This is a genomic window from Altererythrobacter sp. Z27, assembly GCF_052683155.1.
Map to the genome: position 1 here is coordinate 455,320 of NZ_JBQYMC010000001.1, position 17,828 is coordinate 473,147.

The following is a 17,828-nucleotide window of genomic DNA, read 5'->3' on the forward strand; positions in this document are numbered from 1 at the left end:
CGCCAAGGATGCTTTGAGTCCTTCGAGTCGCTTCCGCTTGAAACAGGAGGCTTGATATGGCGCAAAGGGGTACTGCATTCTTCGACCGCAAGGGCAATTTCTTCAAGAGCCCCGAAGAAGCTACACGCAGCGATCTGGCGGCACTGCTTGGCAAGATTGGCGATGGCGAAAGCCTGGCGCCGGGTATCGCTCACACGCTGCTCGAATGTCGTGCAGAGATCGAACGACTGTTCGCCGAACATGACGCAATGACGGTGGATGCCGGTGGCACGGCGAGCAATGTGACGCGGCTGAAGGCTTAGGCCGTCAGCTTCAGGTGATAGCACTGGTTGTGCGGGCCGTTGGAATAGCCGGCAAAGGCTTCGCCCGGCTCGAAGCCGTTGCGGCTGTATAATCGGACCGCCGGCATGAACGCGTCGCTGGTTCCCGTTTCAAGGCTAACGCGGTCAATCCCTTCGCAGCGGGCGGTGTCGAGGATCAGGTCCAGCACAGCTTGCGCCGCTCCCTTGCCAAGATGGTCGGAAAGCGTGCGCATCGACTTGATCTCCGCAAGCTCCGGCGAAAGCCGTTTGAGCGCGCCCACCGCAATCAGCAGGTCGCCCTTCCACGCGCCGAACAGCGAAATTCCCGGTCCCGACAACCCTTTGAGGTCGAGCGCGAAAGACGTGCCCGGCGGCGAAACCGCATGCATGTCGCGCTGATGCGCTTCGAGAATTGCCCTGACCTGCTCGTCAGCCAGTGTTGCCTTGCCGACCCGCATGATCAATCCTCGACCAGCGCCACCGCCCTGATCCACCCCGCGCTGGCGCGCTCGATCTTCACCGGGAAGCAGCTGAACATGAAGCCGTGGCTGGGCAGCGCGGCGAGGTTGGTCAACTTCTCGATCTGGTAATAGGGACGGATGCGGCCCGCCTTGTGGCCTTCCCAGATGATCGACGGATCATGCGTTTCCGCCCAGTGCCGCGCGGTGTGGCTGAAAGGCGCGTCCCAGCTCCAGGCATCGGTGCCGACGACTTCCACACCGCGCTCGGTCAGCCAAAGCGTCGCTTCCGCGCCGAGGCCCACGCCCTGGTCGGTGAAATTGTCGGTGCCGTAAACCGCGCCCGACTGGACCAGCACGATGTCGAGCGGCTGAACTTCATAGCCGATCCTGTCGAACGCCGCTTCGACCTCGGCCCCGCTCACCACATGGCCATGCGGCAGATGCGAGAAGTCCAGCTTCACCCCGGGGCGGAAAAAGCGGTCGAGCGGCGCTTCGTCGATGCTGGGGGCGGGGCTGGCTCCGCTGTCGGTGGTAGAGTGGTAGTGCCACGGCGCGTCCATATGCGTGCCGTTGTGAGTGGAGAGTTCGAGCATCTCCACCGCCCAGCCTTCGCCGTCGGGCAGGTCAGCTTTCTCCAGCCCCGGAAAGAACATGGCGATCTGCTGCCACGTGCTTTCATGGGTCATGTAAGTGACTTTGGGCCGCATCACCTCCGGATCGGAGATCACGTCATTGGTGATCGGGATCGAAAGGTCGATGAAGCGGGTCATGCCAATGCCACATCTTCGGAGTGCGCCCGGTGCATCAGCCGCGGCGCCAGCACCAGCTTGAACAGCACGAAGATCACTCCCGCAGTGGCTGCAAAGCCCATGTGGATCAGCCAGAACTGCGTCACCGGCATCGTCTCGAACCAGCCGCCGACATAGCCCACCAGCGCATTGCCCGCGAAGAACGAGAGGTAATAGAGCCCGATCACCGTGGCGTTGATCTGCTTGGGTGCGAGCCGCGCGAAGAGCGCCAGGCTGACGGGTAGCATATGTGCAAAGCCGATCGAGTTCACGATGTGGAACATCACCGGCCAGAACAGGCCGATCTTTTCGCCGGGCGGGGTGGTGGCTGCCGCCATATAGAGACAGGCCATGCCGCCGATCGAAAAGAGCGAGCCGATGATGATCTTGGTGAGTTCGTCGGGTTCCTGCCACTTGGTCTTCCACCAGCGGTAGAAAGCGGCAACGCCAGCGAGGAAGCTGACCGAAACAACCGCGTCGAGCGAGATAAGCCAGCTGGTCGGCAGCTTCTCACCGGCCCAATAGAGCGCGAACTGCTGGTCGCCCCACACGAGATAGGCGTTGAATATCTGGTTGTTCGGGACGATCGCGATCGCCATGACCGGGATCAGCAAAACCAGTGCCAGCGTAGAGAGCCAGTCCTGCCGGGTCATCGGATCGCGCGGGGCCTTGGCCGCGGCTGCCGCTTCTTTCCCCGGAACGTCGAAATGCTCCTTGGGCAGGTACTTCTGGCCTGCGACGTAGATTCCGAGGCCGATCAGCATGCCTACGCCTGCGGCACCGAAACCCCAGTGCCAGCCGACTGTCTCACCGAGCGTGCCGACGATGAAGGGCGAGGCGATTACGCCGGCATTGATGCCGAGATAGAAGATCTGGAAGGCGTCCGCGCGGCGCAGGTCCTCGGGCTTGTAGAGGCTGCCGACCTGGCTCGCGATATTGCCCTTGAACATGCCCGAACCGATGATCAGGCACAGCAGCGCGAGCAGGAAAGTGACGTTGAAGGCCATCAGGAAATGGCCCAGCGCCATGGTGATCGCGCCCAGCAGCACGGTGCGGCGCTTGCCCAGAAAGCGGTCGGCGATCCATCCGCCCAGGATCGGTGTCAGGTAAACGCTGGCGGCATAGGTGCCGAAGATCGCGCTGGCGAATGCCTGCCCCTCAAGCCCGCCGTAAAGCGCGCGCAATTGCTCGATCCCGGCCACGCTCCCGACCTCTTCCGGCTTGAGCAGGAAGTTGACCATGTAGAGCACCAGCAGCGTCTGCATGCCGTAATAGCTGAAACGCTCCCACGCTTCGGTGAAGGCGAGGTAGCCAAGGCCCTTCGGATGACCGAGGAAGCTCTTGTCATCCCAGTCGAAATCGAGATCGGGTGTTGCTTCGGCAACGGTCATGCAGAACTCCCCTCATGCCTGCGTTTTTGACGATCTAGCTGTGTTCCAGCTGCTCGTCGAGAAAGGCCGCCACGTCGCTCAATTCGACATCGCGCGCCATGAATGCTGCACCGATGCTGCGCAGCAGGATGAAGGGCAGGGTGCCCGCATCCATCTTCTTGTCGTGCAGCATATGTTCGGCAAGGCGGCGCCCGTCGCAGTCCATGCCGAGCGCGGAAATCTCCGCTGGCAGGCCCACGGCGGCGATGGCGTTGGCCACCTTCTGCGCGTCCGCATCGCCGATCAGGCCGCGCCGCGCCGAATAGCGCGCGGCGAGCACCATGCCGAGCGCCACCCCTTCGCCATGCAGCAGCCTGTCCGAAAAGCCGGTTTCAGCCTCGAGCGCATGGCCGAATGTGTGGCCAAGGTTGAGCAATGCGCGCGCGCCGCTCGTCTCGCGCTCGTCTTCGGCGACGATCCGCGCCTTGGCCGCGACGCTGGTGGCGACTGCGTGGGCCAGTGCGTCGGGATCGTGCGCGAGCACTCTGGTGCCGTTTTCCGCCAACCAGTCGAAGAAGTCGCGATCGCCGAGGATGCCGTATTTGATCACTTCGGCATAACCGGCGCGCATTTCGCGATCGGGCAGCGTGTCGAGCGCGGTCAGGTCCGCCAGCACCAGCGAGGGCTGGTGGAATGCGCCGATCAAATTCTTGCCTGCAGCGGTGTTGATCGCGGTCTTGCCGCCGACCGAGCTGTCGACCTGCGCCAGCAGCGTTGTCGGGATTTGCACGAAGCCGCAGCCGCGCTTCAGGATCGAACAGGCGAAGCCGGTGAGGTCGCCCACCACGCCGCCGCCCAGCGCGAAGACATGGTCGCCGCGCTCGACGCCCTGTTCGAGCAGCCATTCGGTCAGCGCCTGCAATCCCTGCCAGCTTTTCGAACCTTCGCCCGGCTCGACATCGTACCACGCCACGCTGCGTCCGTCGGCGGCGAGGGCAGCTTCGAGCCGCGCCCCGTGATGCGCACGGGCATTGCGATCCGCCACCACGGCCACGCGCGGCTTGCGCATGAAGGCGGCCGCATGGCGCGCCGCATCGTCCAGCAGGTCGCGCCCGACCAGCACGTCATAGCTTCGGCCAGCCAGTTCGACCGGGATCACAGCCATTCTTCGAGCGCCTCCAGAATTTTCGTCGCGGTCGCATCGTGCGGACCGGCGTCGCTCATGACATGGATCGGCGCCTGCGAATAGAAGCCGCGCCGATCTTCGTAGAGACGGGTGAGGATTTCGCGCGGATCGCCCGATTTGAGCAAGGGGCGTGTGTTGCGACGTCCGGTGCGCTCGACCAGCGTATCGATCGCGCAATCGATCCACACGGCAATCGCCTTGTCCAGGATCAGCGCGCGCGTCTCGTCATTGACGAATGCGCCGCCGCCGGTAGCGATCACCCCGTCATGCTCTTCGATCAGCCGCGCGATCACCCGCCGCTCGCCGTCGCGGAAATAGGCTTCGCCGAACTGTTCGAAGATTTCGGAGATGCTGCGCTGCGCGGCATTCTCGATCGCTTCGTCGGCATCGACGAATTTGCGGTCGAGCTGCGCAGCGAGGCGGCGGCCGACGGTGGATTTTCCCACGCCCATCAGCCCCACCAGCACCAGCGGCCGGTCGAGCCGTGCGGCGATGCTGGCGAGCCGTTCGCGGCTGAGGGAAGGGTGATCTTCGGTCATTGCCGATGGGCCTATAGATGGGCTAGTGCCCATGCAACATGGTACGCAAGCGCAGCTCAATTCTTCCGATGGATCAATCAATGGCGCGCAGGCCCGGCGCTGTGCCGCTTCCGGGCGGCAAGGCGCTGATGTGGCTCGCGCTGGGCGCCGGCATTCTCGCGCTCGCATGGTTCGACGGCGGCGAGGAACCGATCCACCAGATCACGCAGGAAATCCCTGTGCCGGAGGCGCGCTGATGGCTCGCTGGAAATGGCTTGGCGGCGCAGCGATTGCGCTGAGCGCCACGCTTGCTTTCGCGCAGGACGCGCCCGAATCGCTGCTGCCGCCGGGATTTGACGATCCCGCGCCGGCGCCCACGCCCGCGCCGCGTCCTTCGGCCCAGCCAGTGCCCGGCGCGCCGCCGGTGGCAGGAGGCGCGGTGGTGCAGCCTTTGCCCGGCAGCATGGCACCGATCCCGGGCCTGTCCGATTTCGACTTCTCCACTGTCCCTTCCGCCGAAGAGCTGGAGAAGATGTCGCCCGATGAGCTCGACGATCTGCTCGGGCTGCGGCCCAGTAACGACCTTCCGCCGGCCGCGCGCCGCGCGATGAGCCGGGTGGGCGTGATCGATTCGACCGAAGGCGGGCTCCATTCCAATTCGCTCGCGCGCCAGCCGTCTGCGCTGGTGCGCGCGATCCTCGAAGGGTTGCAGGGGCCGGTGGTGTCGCGCTGGGGGCATATCCTGCTGCGCCGCGCGCTTTCGAGCCGTCTGGCAACGCCGGAAGGCATGGATCCGGTCGAATTCGCTGCACTGCGCGCGCAGGCGCTCAACCGGATGGGCGAATACACCGCTGCGCGCGCGCTGCTGCAGGACGTCGATTCGGGCAATTGGAACGATGCGATGATCGGGGCGGGGCTGGAGGCCTATCTCGCCACCACCGATATTATCGGCACCTGCCCCGTTGTTCGGTTGAAAGGTGGCGAACGCGACGATCCGCAGTGGACCATGCTTCGCGCCATCTGCAATTCCTATGCGGGCGAGGGCGTGCTCGCTGGATCGCAGCTTGACCGCGCGCTTCGTACCGAGCTTGCGCCACGTATCGATGTGCTGTTGGCGCAGCGACTGGCGGGGGCTGCGGGCAGCGGGCGGCGAGCCGTCGATGTCGAATGGGACGATGTCGAGGAACTCAATCCGTGGCGTTTCGCGCTGGCCAATGCGGTGGGCGAGGAAATTCCCGAGAACCTGCGCCTTGGCGCATCGCCTTATTACGAGCGGGTCTGGGCGATCACGCCGATGGCGCCGCTGACCCAGCGGGCTGCATTTGCCGACCGCGCCGCGCGCGAAGGCATCTTCTCCTCGCGTGCGGTGATCGACCTCTACAGCCAGATCTATGCCGACGAGACGATCACCGGCGAAGCGGCGGACATCGCGACGCAGCTGCGCGAAGCCTATGTCGGCGCCGATCCGCAAGCCCGTCTTTCGGCGATGGAAGAGCTTTGGGGCGGCGATGTGGCGAGCGACTACGGGCGCTATGTCCTCACCGCCTATGCCGCAGCGCGCATGCCTGCTTCGGCGGATTATGCGGATGCCGCGCCGGCCTTGCTCGCTTCGATGTTGGCTGCGGGGCTGGATCGCGACGCCGCCGCGTGGAGCCGCGTGGTCGAGCCGGGCAGCATGGGCTGGGCGCTGGTGACGCTGGCGAGCGTGCGCGGCAACGGCATGGCATCGGGCGATGCGATCGACAGCTTCATCGACGATGACGACAGTTCGGATGAGCGGCGTTCGCGGCTGCTGCTGGCCGGGCTGGCCGGGCTGGGCCGGATCTCATCGGGCGATTTGGGCACCTATTCGCAGCGCGTGTCGCTCAATCTGGGGCGTGAGACCAGCTGGACTCGAACGATCGAGCGAGCCGCCGATGTCGACAATCGCGCGCTCGTGGCGCTGCTCGCCGGATTGGGAATGCAGGGCGAAGGCTGGCAGCGGATGACGCCTTTGCATCTCTATCACACCGTCTCGGCCTTGCGCCGCGTCGGGCTGGAAGCCGAAGCGCGAATGATCGCAGCGGAGGCGATCGCGCGCGGCTGATGGGCGCGGCGACCGAGGCCTTTCTCGACATGCTGGCAGCCGAGCGCGGGGCAGCGGCGAACACGCTGGCGGCCTATCGCCGCGACCTTGACGGCGCGGAAGGGCTGATTGGCGACCTTACCGGGGCCAATCGCGATGCCGTCGGACGGCTGGCGGCGGCATGGTCGGGCCTCGCGCCTTCGACCGTGGCGCGAAAAAGTTCGGCGCTGCGGCAATTCTTCGGTTTCGCGCTGGACGAGGGATGGCGCGGCGATGACCCGTCGAGCGCATTACCGCGTCCGCGCGCGCGCCGCCCTTTGCCGAAGATTCTCTCGCATTCGGAAGTCGACCGGTTGTTCGAGCGTGCCGAGCTGGAGGCAGACAGCGGCAAGCCCGCCGCAATCAGGCAATTGGCGCTGCTCGAACTGCTTTACGGATCGGGACTGCGCGCCAGCGAGCTTGTTTCGCTGCCGCTCGCCTCGGTTCCGCGCGATGCACCCTTGCTGACAGTAATGGGCAAGGGCGGGCAGGCGCGCATGGTGCCGGTGAGCGAGCGTGCGCGCGAGGCATTGTCGCGCTGGCTGGCGGTGCGGCAAGAGGAAGGGGTGGGCAGCGCACGCTTCCTTTTCCCCTCCCGCGCCAAGCATCTCACCCGGATGCGGCTGTTCCAGCTGCTGCGCGAACTTGCTGCGCGGGCCGATATCGACCCGCAATCGATCAGCCCGCACGTGCTGCGCCATGCCTTTGCGACGCATTTGCTGGAGGGCGGAGCGGACCTGCGCGTGCTCCAGACCCTGCTCGGTCATGCCGATATTTCGACCACACAGATATACACCCACGTCGATGCCGCCCGACTGGTCGCACTGGTCAATGCACGCCATCCTCTTGCCCGAAGCGGAACATCAGACTAGCGGGGCACAATGATTTCCTATCTCGATTTCGAGAAGCCGGTCGCAAAGCTCGAAGAGCGGATCGCCGAGCTGCGCGCCGCCGCCGCGGGCGATACGGTCGATATCGCGGCCGAGCTCAAGCGGCTTGAGAAGAAAAGCCGGGATTTGCTGGCGAGCACCTATGCCTCGCTCACGCCCTGGCAGAAGACGCAGGTGGCGCGCCATCCGCAACGCCCGCACTTCCGCGATTACGTGGCGAATGCCTTCGACGAGTTCGTTCCGCTGGGCGGCGATCGCTATTTCGGCGAGGACGAAGCGATCATGGGCGGCTTCGCGCGGCTGAAGGGGCGGCGCGTCGTGCTGATCGGCCATGAAAAGGGCCACGACACTGAAACGCGCCTTCGGCACAATTTCGGCATGGGCAAGCCGGAGGGCTATCGCAAGGCGATCCGCCTGATGGAACTGGCCGGACGGTTCAACCTGCCGGTGGTGACGCTGGTCGACACTTCGGGCGCATTCCCGGGGGTCGAAGCCGAAGAGCGCGGCCAGGCCGAAGCGATCGCGCGTTCGACCGAAGCATGCCTTGCGCTGCCGGTGCCGATGGTGGCGACGATCGTAGGCGAGGGCGGCTCGGGCGGCGCGGTGGCGCTGGCGAGCGCCGAGCGCGTGCTGATGCTCGAACATGCGGTCTATTCGGTGATTTCGCCTGAAGGCTGCGCTTCGATTCTGTGGCGCACCGCCGAAAAGGCGCCCGATGCGGCTGAAGCGATGAAGGTCACCGCGCAGCACCTCAAGAAGCTCAAGGTGATCGACCGGATCGTCAAGGAACCGGTTGGCGGGGCGCATCGAGCTCCCGAAGCCATGGCACGCGGGCTCGGCAATGCTATCGCCGAAGAACTCGACAAGCTGGTGAAACTCCCGGCAGACGAGATCAGGCGCATGCGCGAGGAACGCTTCCTGCAAATCGGCGCAAGCTGACCCGGTTTTTCCGCGCGTTCCTTCGCCCTTGCAGGGCAGCGGGCGATGCGCGATGTTGCAGAACTGCGCCAATGGCGCGCGGATGCAGGAAAACCGGAGAGACTTCATGGCCTTCTCGCGCAGAACGCTTGCCCTTGCCACAGCAGCGCCTCTCGCACTGGCGCTGACCGGATGCATGGGCGGCGGCCCCATTCCTAGCGCTTCGACACCAATTACCCAGGCGGAAGCCCAGCAGGGCGCAGACCTCCACCCGCAATTGCTTGCCGAATTCGGCGGCGCGATGAGCGGCACGCAGGCAGCCTATGTCGAGCAGGTGGGCAAGAACATTGCGGTGCAATCCGGCCTTGGCAATGCGCGCGACAGCTTCACCGTCTCGCTGCTCAACAGTTCGGTGAACAACGCCTTCGCGATCCCGGGCGGCTATGTCTACACCACGCGCCAGCTCGTCGGGCTGATGAACAATGAGGCCGAACTCGCCGCAGTGATGGGGCACGAAGTGGCGCATGTCGCTGCGCGCCATTCGCAGCGCCGCCAGCAAGCCGCGCAGCAGAACTCCCTGTTGGGCGCAGCGGGGGCGATCCTGTCGGGTATCCTGCTCGGCAATAGCGCGATCGGCGACACGCTCAGCCGCACTTTCCTGCAAGGCTCGCAATTGCTCACGCTCAAGTTTTCGCGCAGCCAGGAATTGCAGGCCGATGACCTTGGAATTCAATATCTTACCAAGGCTGGATACGATCCGCGTGCGATGAGCACGGTGCTGTCGAGTCTCGCCTCGCAGAACGCGCTCGAAGCGCGGTTGATGGGTGCGGGTGACACGCGGCCGCCAGTATGGGCCTCGACTCACCCCGATCCCGCGAGCCGAGTGCAGACCGCGCTGGCCAAAGCTCAAGGCCTGCCGGGCAGCGTCACCAATCGCGACAGCTTCCTCACGCGGATCGACGGGCTGGTCTATGGCGATGATCCCGCGCAGGGCATGGTTGAAGGGCGCCAGTTCATCCATCCCGAAATGCGGCTTACCTTCACTGCGCCGCAGGGTTTCTACATGCTCAACGGTACCAGCGCGGTGTCGATCAACGGCCAGTCGGGCAAGGCGCAGCTCACGCTTGCCCCCTATGGCGGCGATCTTTCCACCTATGTGCGGCAGCAGTTCGCCAAGCTGGGCGGGAACCAGCAGCAGCTCGCACCATCGACGCTCGAGCGGACCACGGTGAACGGAATACCCGCCGCTTATGGCATGGCGCGGGTCACCAGCGGCTCGAGCCATGTCGATGTGGTGGTGTTCGCCTATGAATTCGCGAAGGATCGCGCCTATCACTTTGCCGCGATGACGCCTGCGGGAAGCTCGAACGTGTTCAACGCTATGTTCCAGTCGATGCGGCGGATCAGCGCGTCCGAGGCATCGGCGGTGATTCCGCGGCGGATCGACGTGGTGACGGTGCAGCGCGGCGAAACGGTCGCCTCGATGGCGCGGCGGATGGCGTTCGATGACGCGCAGGTCGAGCGGTTCCGGGTGCTCAACGGCCTCGCTTCCAACGAGGAAATCCAGGCCGGCCAGCAGGTCAAGCTGGTGATGCGCGCGCGCTAGGGTTCATCACGGCCCGCCACATCTGCCGCGCACAAAAGAAAAGCGGCGGGGTTTCCCCCGCCGCTCTCTTTTCGCAAACTGCGCGCTAACTTAGGCGTTAGCAGCCGACAGTTCGTCCGAAACGGTGTTGAACGTGGTGTTCAGGTTGTCACCGAGCGACGACATCGCGGTGATCGCAGCAACGGCGATCAGAGCAGCAATAAGGCCGTATTCGATGGCGGTCGCGCCCTGTTCGTCGCGAAGCAGCTTGTTGATGAACTTCATGTCTAGTCTCCTGGTTTCAGTCTTCGGTACCCGTGCCCGCCAGCCAAAACCGAACGGACATTTGCGGTAGTAGAGGGGAGCCCTTAAAAAGGTCCTAATTCCGGACCTTTTGCTTTGGTTACTGCCGATCCACCACCTCGCTCACCTTGCTCGTGACGTCTGTCCACATCCCCTCGCTTGAGTTGGCGAAACTGTTCATTCCGCCGATGCAGGCAATCACGATCAAGCTCACGATCAGGCCGTATTCGACTGCAGTGGCCCCCGAATTGTCGGTTCCGATACGCTTTAGGAAGTTCGACAATTTCATGGACAACCTCTGTGATTGCGTCCTGACAATTCCGCTTTTCGGCTCAACCCGTTAAGAAAAGGTTGATGGGGACGCTTCGAGTGGAAAATATTCCGACATGGATGCCGGTGGTGGCTGCGGCGCTGCAGGATGCGCAGGGGCGCTGGTTGATGCACCGCAGGCCGCTGCACAAGCATCACGGCGGGCTGTGGGAATTCCCCGGCGGCAAGGTCGAAATCGCTGAATCCCCCGCGGAAGCGCTCGCGAGAGAGCTTGAAGAGGAACTCGGCATCGTCGCCGACCCGGCCGCCTTCGAGCCTGCCGGCTTCGCGCAGGGAGCAGGCGAATCGGGCGCTCCGCCGATTGTCATACTGCTTTACATATTGCGCGAGTGGCGCGACGATCCGCATGCGCTGGAAGGTGAGGAAATCGGCTGGTTCACGCCACCCGAGGTGCTCGTGTTGGAGAAGCCGCCGCTCGATGTTGCGCTGGCACGCAATCTCTTTGCGCAAGATGCCCGATAGGGGATTGCCAAGCGCGCCAAGCCCCCTTATGTGGCGCCCCCTAGCGCGCACCCGTAGCTCAGCTGGATAGAGCACCAGACTACGAATCTGGGGGTCGGACGTTCGAATCGTTCCGGGTGCGCCATCAAAAGGCCATCCCTCGTCAGAGGGGTGGCCTTTTGTGTTGTACCCTTGGAAAATTCGGACTTCGGAGTCGAGGCGAAGCCGAGACGAACGAGCCCGCCAGGGCGAGGACAATCGTTCCTTGTGCTGTGATTTCCTGCACTAACGCTTCGCTGCTTGAGCGCACTTGAAAAGGCCATCCCTCGTCAGAGGGGTGGCCTCTTGTGTTAGGACGGCCAATCGCCGCACTTCAATCGTCCTCGAAATCCTCGATTGCGTGCATGTCGTCGTCGGAAAATCCGAAGTGATGGCCTGCCTCGTGCACCACCACGTGATGCACCAGTTCGGCCAGGCCCACGCCGGTTTCGTACATTTCCGCGAGCAGCGGCTGGCGGAACAGGCTGATCGCCGGCGGCATTCCGCCCGATTCCCAGATGGTCTTTTCGGTCAGCGGGCGCCCTTCATAGAGCCCGCTCAGCTCCCATCGGCTGCCGATCCCGACCGAATCGAGCTGTTCGCGGCTGGCGAACTCCTCGATCTTCAGCACCACGCCGGTCAGCTCGGTGCGGAACTGGTCGGGCATGGTGTCGAGCGCATGGCGCGCGAGCCGTTCGAATTCTTCAGGGGATGGACCAAGATGTTCGCGCATCGCTGCTTCAATATGGGAGTGGCCGCGCGCAGGGCAAGCGGGGCTTGGGACCGGCAGCGCGCCCACCCATTTGCCAAGCGCCGCTTTTTCCGCAAAGGGGAGGGGCGCCGCAGGAAGGCACGCACCGACAACAGCAGCAGGAAGCCAGCATGAGCTGTCAGCACGACCACGACGAGGAAAATCCGCTCGGCAAGCCCGACGTGCCCGAGCATGTGCAGGACGCGATTCGTACCCTAATTACCTGGGCGGGCGACGATCCTGCGCGCGAAGGACTGCTCGACACGCCCAAGCGCGTGGGGCGGGCATGGCTGGAATATTGCCAGGGCTATGCGGAGGATCCGGCGATCCACCTGTCGCGCCAGTTCGAGGAAGTGGGCGGCTATGACGAGCTGGTGATGCTCAAGGACATCCCGTTCCAGAGCCATTGCGAACACCACCTCGCGCCGATCACCGGCAAGGCCGCGATCGCCTATATGCCGCGCGACCGGGTGGTCGGCATTTCCAAGCTGGCGCGCGTGCTGCACGGCTATGCCCGCCGCTTGCAGATTCAGGAACGTCTCACTGCCGAGGTTGCGAAGTGCATCTGGGACAATCTTGAGCCGCACGGCGTGGCTGTGGTGATCGAGGCCGAACATGGCTGCATGACCGGGCGCGGTGTCCGCACGCCCGGCGTCAGCATGATCACCAGCAGGCTGCTAGGCTGCTTCCTTGACGACCCGCGCAGCCGCAAGGAAGTGCTCGGCCTGATGGGATACGGCTGAGGCCCGCTGGCCTAACCCACGAAATTCGCCAGCCGCACGCCATTGTCGCTGGCGATCATTTCGGCGGCTTTCTCGCCGATCATGATGCAGGCGGCATTAGTGTTGGCGCTGACATGATCGGGCATCACGCTGGCGTCCGCCACCCGCAGGCCATCCACACCAAGCACGCGAAGCCTTGGATCGACTACGTCGCCGATCCGGCAGGAGCAGCACTGGTGATAGATCGTATTGGTATAATGGAGCGCGACGTTTTCGAGGAAGGCGTCGCTCGGCTCCTCGCCGGGACGATATCCGTGCTTCTTCGCCAGGTCGGGCGGCGCGAACCAGTCCCCGATGCCCGGCTCAGGCCAGTTCTGCGCCAGCTTCAGGCATAGGCGCATCGCCGCCACCATCTGCTTCAGATCGTGCGGATCGCCGTAATAATTGAGGTCGATCTGCGGATGCTCGTGCGGGTCGGCGCTCCTGATCGTGATTTCTCCCTCGCTGCGCTGGAGCACGGGATTTGCGACGAAGGTGACGCGCGGAGCCATCGGGTCGAGTGCGACATTATGATCTTCATACTGGCTTGCCACGTCGAGGTTGCACAGGTCGCCGAAGAAATCCTCGCCATAGGCGGTCGGGACGAAGCCGATCTGGATATCGTGGCTGTGCTCGTCGCCAAGGCCCGACTGGCACCACAGCCCCGCATCGTAGAGCGAGGACGAGGCATAGCCGCTGCCGCTTTCGAGATATTCGGCCAATTGCCGCTCCGCTTCGGCCTTCAGCGCCTTGAGCTCGTCTGGCAGGTTTGCGTCCTCGGCGGGCTCCGCCGGCAAGGGCCCGCCGGGGCCGCGCAGCGCATCGGGGCCGAGCGAAAGCCCGGCCTGTCCCAGCGGGATGCCGACGCCAGGCGCATCGAAGATCATTCCCAGCAGCAGGTGGTCCTTGAGGTGCTTGCCGACATGCGGCGAATCGAGCCGGCATTCGATTTCGGCAAATTCGAGTTCGCGGCGGGGGCCGATGCCCGACAGCAGCAGTATGTGCGGCGATCCGATCGCACCGGCGCTCAGGATCACTTCCTTCGCACCGTGAATCCGGTGCCGCGTGCCCGCGCTATCCTCATATTCGATGCCGGACGCGCGCAGAGTGTCGCCTTCTCCGTCGAGCAGCACGCGCGTCACATGGGCCTTGGTCACGATGGTCAAATTGTCGCGCGCTTCGGGCGTGCCTTCGAGGAAAGCGTGATAGGTGCTCGAACGCTGGCCCTTCTCCGTGGTGGTGTGGAACAGCGAAACCACGCCTGCAGGATTGCGGCGATCGGCGCCGTTGTAGTCGCCTTCGGGAATGCCACTTGCCACGGCGGCGCTAATGAACTGCAGCGAAGGCGGCAGCACAGGCGACCGCACCGACACGCCCAGCGGCCCGTCGCCACTGTGCGATTCGGGGTCGATGCTGACGGCATTGGTGGCGTTGAAGCGCTCGCTCTTCTTGAAATAGGGCAGCACACGATCATACGACCAGCCGTCTGCGCCAAGGCTTTCCCACTTGTCGAAATCGCCGGGGTGGCCGCGCACATAGGCCATGTAGTTCATGCCCGAAGAGCCGCCGAGCATCTTGCCGCGGGGAAGGAACATCCGCCCGTCCTTCAAGCCGCGCCCGGCCTTGCCCGGATTGGCGCGATACATCCAGTCGATTTCGGGATCGCATTGCAGCGTGGCTGTCGCCATCGGGATCCGCTCGCGCTCGGGCGGGTGGCCGCCTGCCTCGACCAGCGCGACCATGCATGACGGGTCCTCGCTCAGGCGCGAGGCAATCACGGCGCCAGCCGAACCGCCGCCGACAATTATGAAGTCGAATTGCCCCTCCGGCATTTTGCCACTCCTCTCCCAGGATGCGACACCGGCGGCATGCTAGGCGCAAAAAAGGGCAATGTCATCAAGGGTAAAGGCAAGCGACGGGGGCAACATAAGCTCGGCCCATTGAGTTTGGCGCGGGCCGCGTGCACACAGCTTTCCGGGTCGATTCTCGTGGGGGGAGAATTGCCATGCCGCTCGCCAATGCGCACCGTTACCTGATTGTGATGCTGGGGCTCACGCTCTGGGCTTTCTGGCCGGGCTATCTGTCCAATTTGCCGGCGGGGAAGTCCGCATGGCACGTTCATGCCGCGGGGGCTCTGCTGTGGGCGGTTCTGGTAATCGTGCAAAGCTGGTCGATTCATAATGGCAAGCGCGCGTTCCACAAGACGGTGGGGCTGGCGAGCTTCGTGGCGTTCCCGCTCTTCCTCGTCGGCGGGGTGATGGCGATCTATGCCGAAACGGTAACTCTGGCGGCTGGCCTTCACGATCCGGAGAATTTCTCGCTCGGGCAGTTCGGCACTTTCGATCCGCTGGCGAATATCGGCTTTGCGGTGCTGTTCTATGGCGGGCTGAAGGCGCGCCGCAACGTTCAGCTCCACGCGCGTTACATGGTCGCGACCACGCTGTTCCTGGTCGCGCCGATCGTTTTCCGCCTGCTCGAACAGCATGTGCCGGGCTTCTCGTCGGACACGCCCGAAACCGCCTATCGCTTTTCCTATGCGATGGGGGTCGGCAATATCGCCGCCTTCGTGATCGCGATCTACCTCTACCGCCTCGCGCCGAAACATGGCCGCCCGTTCTTGGTGGCCGCAGGGTTCATCGCTGCGCAGGGCCTTGGCTTCGAAACGCTGGGCCGGGTCGAAAGCTTCCACTGGCTGTTCAGCCGCTTCTCGCTGCTTTCCGAGCCATGGCTGATTGTGGCGACCTTCGTCGCGAGCGTCGCGATCATCTGGCACGGGTGGAATGCGGGCGGAGCAGCCGGTTCGGGCGCCAAGGGGGGAGGAGCGCCTGAAGCGGCGCAGGCCTGATGTGCAGGGTCAGCAATCAGGCTCACTGAACCGTCGATCGCCCAAATAGAAACGGGGCGCCTTCATTGAAGGCACCCCGTATCCGCGTTTCATCAACCAAGGCCGCATGGTCACGCTGCGACTCGGGATAGACGCCGTCAGAGCTGGCCCAGCATGTGCTCCGCGCTCGAAACCGAAAAATCGCCCGGCGCTTCGACGTTGAGTTCCTTCACCACGCCGTCTTCGACCACCATCGAGTAGCGCTGGCCACGCTTGCCCATGCCGAAACCCGAGCCGTCCATGGTCAGGCCAACCGCTTCGGCGAAAGCGCCGTTGCCGTCGGCGAGCATGGTGATGTCGTCGCTGCCGGCAGCCTTGTTCCAGGCGCCCATCACGAAGGCGTCATTGACCGCGGTGGCGACGATCTCGTCGACTCCCTTGGCTTTCAGTTCGGCCGCCTTCTCGACATAGCCGGGCAGGTGCCGGGCCGAGCAGGTGGGGGTGAAGGCACCCGGCACCGAGAACAGCGCCACCTTCTTGCCGGCGAAATATTCCGCCGAGCTGACCTGTTCGGGGCCGTTTTCGGTCGCCTTGACCAGTTTGACATCAGGAAGCTTGTCACCAACCGAAATCGTCATCGCGTAATATCCTTTCGTGATCCCGTCTGTGTGCGCCCGATATAGAGGCTTGGCGGCGCTCCGCAATAATGGAGCATATAAAGATTCTTTTATATTTGCTTCGCGCGAGGGCAGTCGCTAGAGGCTCCCACACGCAATTCCCCGTGCGTCCACACTGGCGCGCATTGCCTTTTCAGGAGCTTGTTCGTGGCCAACGCAGCCCAGGATTACATCATCAAGGATATCTCGCTCGCCGAATACGGCCGCGATGAAATTTCGATCGCCGAAACCGAAATGCCGGGCCTGATGGCGCTGCGCGAGGAATATGGCGCGTCGCAGCCGCTCAAGGGCGCGCGCATCACCGGCTCGCTCCACATGACAATCCAGACTGCTGTGCTGATCGAGACGCTGGTAGCGCTTGGCGCCGAAGTGCGCTGGGCCACCTGCAACATCTTCTCGACGCAGGACCATGCCGCCGCGGCGATCGCCGCGCGCGGCATCCCGGTGTTCGCCGTGAAGGGCGAAACGCTGGCCGAATATTGGGACTATGTCGGCAAGATCTTCGACTGGGCGAGCGAGAGCGATGCGGATTTGACCGCCAACATGATCCTCGACGATGGCGGCGACGCAACCATGTTTGCGCTGTGGGGCGCACGGATCGAAGCGGGCGAAACCATGCCCGATCCGGCCAATGCCGAGGAAATCGAATTCCAGCGCGCGCTCAATGCCTTCGTCAAGGCCAAGCCCGGCTACCTCACCAAGTCGGTCAAGAACATCAAGGGCGTATCGGAAGAGACCACCACCGGCGTGATGCGGCTCTACCAGATCGCCAAGCAGGGCAAGCTGCCGTTCCCCGCGATCAACGTTAACGACAGCGTGACCAAGTCGAAGTTCGACAACCTCTATGGCTGCAAGGAATCGCTGGTCGACGCGATCCGCCGCGCCACTGACGTCATGCTGGCGGGCAAGGTTGCCTGCGTCGCGGGCTATGGCGACGTGGGCAAGGGCTCGGCCGCTTCGCTGCGCGACGGCGGCGCCCGCGTGATGGTGACTGAAATCGATCCGATCTGTGCGCTGCAGGCGGCGATGGACGGCTATGAAGTTGTTTCGATGGACGATGCGGCGAAGCGCGCCGACATCTTCGTGACCGCCACCGGCAATGAAGACGTGATCACCGGCGAGCACATGAAGTCGATGAAGAACATGGCGATCGTGTGCAACATCGGCCACTTCGACAGCGAGATCCAGATTTCGGCGCTCGACAATTACCAGTGGAAGGAAATCAAGCCGGGCACCGACCTGGTCACCTTCCCGGATGGCAAGTCGATCCTGGTGCTCGCCAAGGGCCGCCTGGTGAATTTGGGCTGCGCCACCGGTCACCCCAGCTTCGTGATGAGCAGCAGCTTCACCAACCAGACGCTGGCGCAGATCGAGCTGTTCACCAAGTCCGACGAATACGACAACCAGGTCTATGTGCTGCCCAAGCATCTCGACGAGAAGGTCGCGGCGCTGCACCTCGAAAAGCTGGGCGTTACGCTCACCAAGCTGAGCCAGAAGCAGGCTTCCTATATCGGCGTGCCGATGGAAGGGCCGTTCAAGCCCGACCATTATCGATACTGAGCAGCCAGCGGTTCGTCGCT

Annotated in this window: 20 protein-coding genes and 1 tRNA gene; 11 read left to right on the forward strand and 10 right to left on the reverse strand. The window is 63.8% G+C overall.

Annotated features, from left to right (window positions below; genetic code table 11):
• Positions 1-56: 56 nt before the first annotated feature.
• On the forward strand, positions 57-302 hold the full coding sequence (locus ACUJ47_RS02300; RefSeq protein ID WP_445536852.1) for a hypothetical protein: 246 nt from the start codon (positions 57-59) through the stop codon (positions 300-302).
• Here the strand turns inward: ACUJ47_RS02300 and ACUJ47_RS02305 are convergent.
• From ACUJ47_RS02305 to ACUJ47_RS02325, 5 genes are read right to left on the reverse strand one after another with little or no spacing between them, the layout of a single operon-like run.
• Positions 299-760, reverse strand: coding sequence for a GNAT family N-acetyltransferase (locus tag ACUJ47_RS02305; RefSeq protein ID WP_445536853.1), 462 nt, complete (start codon positions 758-760; stop codon positions 299-301). The genes ACUJ47_RS02300 and ACUJ47_RS02305 overlap by 4 nt on opposite strands.
• 2 nt (positions 761-762) lie before the next feature.
• Positions 763-1,533 carry a cyclase family protein gene (locus tag ACUJ47_RS02310; RefSeq protein ID WP_445536854.1) on the reverse strand — a complete coding sequence of 257 codons (771 nt, stop codon included), beginning with the start codon at positions 1,531-1,533 and terminating at the stop codon, positions 763-765.
• Positions 1,530-2,942, reverse strand: coding sequence for a peptide MFS transporter (locus tag ACUJ47_RS02315; RefSeq protein ID WP_445536855.1), 1,413 nt, complete (start codon positions 2,940-2,942; stop codon positions 1,530-1,532). Before ACUJ47_RS02315 ends, ACUJ47_RS02310 begins: the two co-directional genes overlap by 4 nt.
• A gap of 34 nt (positions 2,943-2,976) precedes the next feature.
• A complete protein-coding gene (aroB, locus tag ACUJ47_RS02320; RefSeq protein WP_445536856.1) occupies positions 2,977-4,086 on the reverse strand; it encodes a 3-dehydroquinate synthase in 1,110 nt (369 codons plus the stop codon).
• Complete coding sequence (locus tag ACUJ47_RS02325) at positions 4,077-4,646, reverse strand: shikimate kinase (protein WP_445536857.1); 570 nt, start codon at positions 4,644-4,646, stop codon at positions 4,077-4,079. The genes aroB and ACUJ47_RS02325 overlap by 10 nt, the downstream gene beginning before the upstream one ends.
• Positions 4,647-4,726: 80 nt before the next feature.
• Here ACUJ47_RS02325 and ACUJ47_RS02330 point away from each other — a divergent pair, with 80 nt between their 5' ends.
• The 5 genes from ACUJ47_RS02330 to ACUJ47_RS02350 all read left to right on the forward strand — a co-directional run bounded on the left by ACUJ47_RS02330 (position 4,727) and on the right by ACUJ47_RS02350 (position 10,143).
• On the forward strand, positions 4,727-4,882 hold the full coding sequence (locus ACUJ47_RS02330; RefSeq protein ID WP_354145330.1) for a hypothetical protein: 156 nt from the start codon (positions 4,727-4,729) through the stop codon (positions 4,880-4,882).
• Entirely contained in the window at positions 4,882-6,711 is a 1,830-nt protein-coding gene (locus ACUJ47_RS02335) for a hypothetical protein (RefSeq protein ID WP_445536858.1), read from the forward strand. The genes ACUJ47_RS02330 and ACUJ47_RS02335 overlap by 1 nt, the downstream gene beginning before the upstream one ends.
• Positions 6,711-7,601, forward strand: a complete 891-nt coding sequence (locus tag ACUJ47_RS02340; RefSeq protein WP_445536859.1) for a tyrosine recombinase — start codon at positions 6,711-6,713, stop codon at positions 7,599-7,601. The genes ACUJ47_RS02335 and ACUJ47_RS02340 overlap by 1 nt, the downstream gene beginning before the upstream one ends.
• A 9-nt stretch (positions 7,602-7,610) precedes the next feature.
• On the forward strand, positions 7,611-8,558 hold the full coding sequence (locus ACUJ47_RS02345) for an acetyl-CoA carboxylase carboxyltransferase subunit alpha (protein ID WP_445536860.1): 948 nt from the start codon (positions 7,611-7,613) through the stop codon (positions 8,556-8,558).
• A 106-nt stretch (positions 8,559-8,664) separates the two neighbouring features.
• Positions 8,665-10,143 carry a M48 family metalloprotease gene (locus tag ACUJ47_RS02350; RefSeq protein ID WP_445538838.1) on the forward strand — a complete coding sequence of 493 codons (1,479 nt, stop codon included), beginning with the start codon at positions 8,665-8,667 and terminating at the stop codon, positions 10,141-10,143.
• 90 nt (positions 10,144-10,233) lie between these two features.
• Here ACUJ47_RS02350 and ACUJ47_RS02355 read toward each other — a convergent pair whose 3' ends face one another.
• Together ACUJ47_RS02355 and ACUJ47_RS02360 are read right to left on the reverse strand one after the other, a co-directional pair.
• Positions 10,234-10,407: a Flp family type IVb pilin gene (locus tag ACUJ47_RS02355; protein WP_354145335.1), complete on the reverse strand. Its 174-nt coding sequence runs from the start codon at positions 10,405-10,407 to the stop codon at positions 10,234-10,236.
• Between the two features lie 118 nt (positions 10,408-10,525).
• The gene (locus ACUJ47_RS02360; RefSeq protein ID WP_445536861.1) at positions 10,526-10,714 is read right to left on the reverse strand and encodes a Flp family type IVb pilin; all 189 of its coding nucleotides are present in this window, start codon (positions 10,712-10,714) and stop codon (positions 10,526-10,528) included.
• Positions 10,715-10,794: 80 nt separating this feature from the next.
• Between ACUJ47_RS02360 and ACUJ47_RS02365 the strand changes: the two genes are divergently transcribed.
• Both ACUJ47_RS02365 and ACUJ47_RS02370 read left to right on the forward strand, forming a co-directional pair.
• Positions 10,795-11,217: an NUDIX domain-containing protein gene (locus ACUJ47_RS02365; RefSeq protein ID WP_445536862.1), complete on the forward strand. Its 423-nt coding sequence runs from the start codon at positions 10,795-10,797 to the stop codon at positions 11,215-11,217.
• A 47-nt stretch (positions 11,218-11,264) separates the two neighbouring features.
• Positions 11,265-11,341 (forward strand) — tRNA-Arg (locus ACUJ47_RS02370).
• A gap of 228 nt (positions 11,342-11,569) precedes the next feature.
• Here ACUJ47_RS02370 and ACUJ47_RS02375 read toward each other — a convergent pair.
• Positions 11,570-11,968, reverse strand: coding sequence for a metallopeptidase family protein (locus tag ACUJ47_RS02375; RefSeq protein WP_445536863.1), 399 nt, complete (start codon positions 11,966-11,968; stop codon positions 11,570-11,572).
• A gap of 149 nt (positions 11,969-12,117) precedes the next feature.
• Here ACUJ47_RS02375 and folE point away from each other — a divergent pair, with 149 nt between their 5' ends.
• Complete coding sequence (gene folE, locus ACUJ47_RS02380; RefSeq protein WP_445536864.1) at positions 12,118-12,729, forward strand: GTP cyclohydrolase I FolE; 612 nt, start codon at positions 12,118-12,120, stop codon at positions 12,727-12,729.
• An 11-nt stretch (positions 12,730-12,740) separates the two neighbouring features.
• Here the strand turns inward: folE and ACUJ47_RS02385 are convergent, their stop codons facing one another.
• The gene (locus tag ACUJ47_RS02385) at positions 12,741-14,579 is read right to left on the reverse strand and encodes a GMC family oxidoreductase (RefSeq protein WP_445536865.1); all 1,839 of its coding nucleotides are present in this window, start codon (positions 14,577-14,579) and stop codon (positions 12,741-12,743) included.
• Positions 14,580-14,752: 173 nt separating this feature from the next.
• Between ACUJ47_RS02385 and ACUJ47_RS02390 the strand changes: the two genes are divergently transcribed.
• Entirely contained in the window at positions 14,753-15,592 is an 840-nt protein-coding gene (locus tag ACUJ47_RS02390) for a hypothetical protein (RefSeq protein ID WP_445536866.1), read from the forward strand.
• Positions 15,593-15,729: 137 nt separating this feature from the next.
• Here ACUJ47_RS02390 and ACUJ47_RS02395 read toward each other — a convergent pair whose 3' ends face one another.
• Positions 15,730-16,209, reverse strand: coding sequence for a peroxiredoxin (locus ACUJ47_RS02395; protein ID WP_445536867.1), 480 nt, complete (start codon positions 16,207-16,209; stop codon positions 15,730-15,732).
• A gap of 186 nt (positions 16,210-16,395) precedes the next feature.
• On the opposite strand from ACUJ47_RS02395, the gene ahcY reads away from it, so the two are divergent.
• Positions 16,396-17,808, forward strand: coding sequence for an adenosylhomocysteinase (ahcY, locus tag ACUJ47_RS02400; RefSeq protein WP_445536868.1), 1,413 nt, complete (start codon positions 16,396-16,398; stop codon positions 17,806-17,808).
• The last annotated feature ends 20 nt before the right edge of the window (positions 17,809-17,828 follow it).